Below are 3,043 nucleotides of genomic sequence, written 5' to 3'. Positions count from 1 at the left end.
GGACGAAACCGTAGCGGAAGCAGTGTGTTTTGAGTTGCTCGACCTCAATCCAGCGCTATATCCGTCTCTATGCAAAACAACAAAGCGTATTATGCGGCGCTTCAGTTCGTGCGAACTCGGCACATTCAAAAAGGATGAGTCTGACGCCTCTCCGGAAGAAATCGCAGTGGTTGACGAAGCTGTAGACGCGTTGGATCAGGCACGCTCTATTAGCGGTTTGCTCAGGCATTATGCCGACATATTGCTTAATCCAATAAAAATAATCCGATAGGAGACGATTAAATGACTAAACTACCCGAGCGAGTACAAACGGCAATTGCGGCTTATCAGGAGACGGTCCAAACGGCAACTGAGCAATCAAGGCGCGTTAACGATCGCGCGGCCGAGATACAGGCAGAGTTAGAGCGTGCAAGAGCGGAACTTGACGCGGCGGTCGATAAAGCAATCGAGGACCCGGCGCTGGCAAACACGAGGAAGGAATCCGAGCTCCGCAAAAAAGTAGCAGAACTGACGCTAGATTTATCCGGATCAGAGCAAAGACAACGGCGTGCCAGCATGATGGGCATGGACAAACAGCGCGATCTCGCACAACAGGCAATCAAGATAGGTCGCGAAGAAGCGCGTAAATATTTCGATGAACATTACGCCGAGGCATTGCGCAAGATCGCTGACGCTAAATATGCGTATCTCAAGGCGGTTGTCGATTATCATGATATGCGAAAACAAGCGTTTAACATTTGGCGCGAGTCTGCTGAACAGACAAATGCAAATTTCGCGGGTGAAAAGCCAAGTTTCCCAGAAGAATCGTTTAGCTATCGCGGAGGTAATCGCCAAGAATACGGCATTGTCCAGCAGGAGGTAGACAACGCACTAAAACACGGCATTATCCGGAAGTATTCCGTCGCTGACGGACGCGAGATCGAAGAAAGATACTAAGACTAAAAGAGGTCGCCCTACAAGGTGGCCTCTTATTTTTGTATACAGAGGGGTGAGCAGAGGATGAGCAATGATCTACCAACGCTGCGGCGAATATCCGAACTAACCGGTATTTTAACCGTGGCGACAAAACATGTGCATCTCGTACGGTTTGCCGATCGATGGCCGTTAGAGTGCGCTGAACTGCGGAAACTGGCCGGTGAGCTGAGGAAGTTTGGGCCGGACCACGCACGATTAGGCTACCGTTTAAACGCTGTTATCGATGCGCTACACGAGTGCTACGCCCAGCCTACGCGTAAACGGTTGGAGATGTTGAGTAAGAGCTTCCGCAAATTTGAGAAGGCAGCACGCGGCCTGCAGGAAAGGAGGCTGAACGCTAATGGCGTTTGATTTGATAGCAAAGTTGAAGTTAATCGACAACATGAGCGCCCCGTTACGAAGGGTAGAGCGCCAAATAAGCAGCGTCGATCGTGCTACTAAATTGTATCAAAGCGCTAATGATAAGCTGAGCGCATCCCAGCAGCTTGTATCGCGGACTACGGCGGGTGCATCATCGAGTTTTAAAGGATTTGCCTCATCAGTCAGCAGCGCGGTGACCGGAGTTGTATCAAGCGCCGGCAAAGCGTCCACCGCGATAGTGGGCATCGGGACGGCGGCCGCGTCGATTGCGGTTGGTACCGGACTATATAAAACGTCTAAGGCAGCGCTGAAACTCGCTTCTGATGCGGAGATGGCGCAAATAGCCTTCGAAACCATGCTTGGGGACCCACAGAAATCGCAAAAATTTTTACTCGATCTGAAAAACTATGCCGCTGACAGCCCGTTCGATTTACAGGGCCTTCGGACAAGTTCGCGCCAGATGCTCGGATTCGGATTCGCTGCGGAAAGTGTTATACCAATGCTGCGTAACTTTTCGGATGCATCAGCCGGTCTCGGACTCGGCACGGACGGAATTAAACGGATGACGGTGGCGTTCGGTCAGATGAAAGCGAAGGGCAAGATACAGGGAGATGAGATCCTGCAGCTCGCCGAGATGGGGATTCCGTCGGTTCAGATTCTCGCTGATAAAATGAAGATCACGCAGGCGGCTACGCTCGATCTCGTTAGTAAGGGACTAGTACCCGCCGATAAAGCGATTAAGGTCATTCTTGACGGCTTGGATAAGAGATACGGCGGCCTGAGCGAGAAACAGGCGAAGACTCTTAGCGGCATGTACAACAAGCTAAAGGATACGTTTGAGAATGATCTCCTTGTCAAATGGGGCGAGGGAATCAGTAAGGCGTTAGCTCCGCGCTTTAAACAGCTTACAACGTGGATCGATAAGAACCAGGACAAGATAACGAAATGGGGAGATTCGATCGGACGTGCGGCCTCGTACGCGTCAGACGCGATCATACGTAAGGTTGAAAAAGCGTTTAATTACGTAAAGAAGAATTTCTTCGACAATCCTGACTTTGCAAAGGCCGAGACATTAGGCGAAAAGTTCAGATTCGTCATCGAAAGCTTTAAGGATACGTTTGACGAGTGGTATAACAATGGTGGTAAAACGCAGATTGACGATACTGTAAAAACGTTAGTTGGATATGTCAGCAGCGCCGTTAAAGCGTCATACACTCCGTTTAAGCAGATCGGAATGGATATAGGTAGGCCATTAGCGGACGGTATGTTAGACGGCATGAAGGCGTTTGCGAAGGAAAATCCGGAAGCGGCATCTCTTGTAGCACTTCTTGTAACACCAGGAGGAGCCAGACTAAAACTAGCTGCCGCGTTGTTTACTGGCACTCAGGGTTATTTGGATAAATACTTGGGCTCGCCGACAACTGACACTCGGGACGACGGATCTAAAAGGTTCTACTACAAGGACGGGAAACTCATGGAGGTTCCGTGGTTCAACTCCATGTACAACGCATTCGCTGAGATGTCAAAATCGATCACACCAGATAAGTTAGGCCTTAAGACGTCCGACCAATTTTTCGATAACTTAAAATCGACCTCGAACGGCGTTATGTCAAACGTATGGGACGGAGCACCGAAAAAAGCAACAGGAATTTCGGAGGTCCCTTATAACGGTATGCCCGCGATTCTACATCGTGGCGAAGCCGTATTA

Annotated in this window: 3 protein-coding genes and 1 pseudogene; all 4 read left to right on the top strand. The window is 49.9% G+C overall.

Annotated features, from left to right (window positions below):
- Window positions 1-271: pseudogene (locus tag ABEA66_RS36105) on the top strand (hypothetical protein); the annotation flags it as partial.
- Between the two features lie 11 nt (window positions 272-282).
- Window positions 283-936, top strand: coding sequence for a hypothetical protein (locus ABEA66_RS36100; RefSeq protein WP_345595382.1), 654 nt, complete (start codon window positions 283-285; stop codon window positions 934-936).
- A gap of 63 nt (window positions 937-999) precedes the next feature.
- A complete protein-coding gene (locus ABEA66_RS36095; protein WP_345595380.1) occupies window positions 1,000-1,326 on the top strand; it encodes a hypothetical protein in 327 nt (108 codons plus the stop codon).
- A gap of 31 nt (window positions 1,327-1,357) precedes the next feature.
- The coding region (locus ABEA66_RS36090) for a tape measure protein (RefSeq protein WP_345595378.1) at window positions 1,358-3,043 on the top strand (1,686 nt) is incomplete at its 3' end.

It is taken from the genome of Paenibacillus vulneris, assembly GCF_039543185.1.
Classification (GTDB): Bacteria; Bacillota; Bacilli; order Paenibacillales; family NBRC-103111; genus Paenibacillus_S; species Paenibacillus_S vulneris.
The sequence above is the reverse complement of the archived record's forward strand: the minus strand, read 5'-3'. Positions and strand labels throughout refer to the sequence as shown.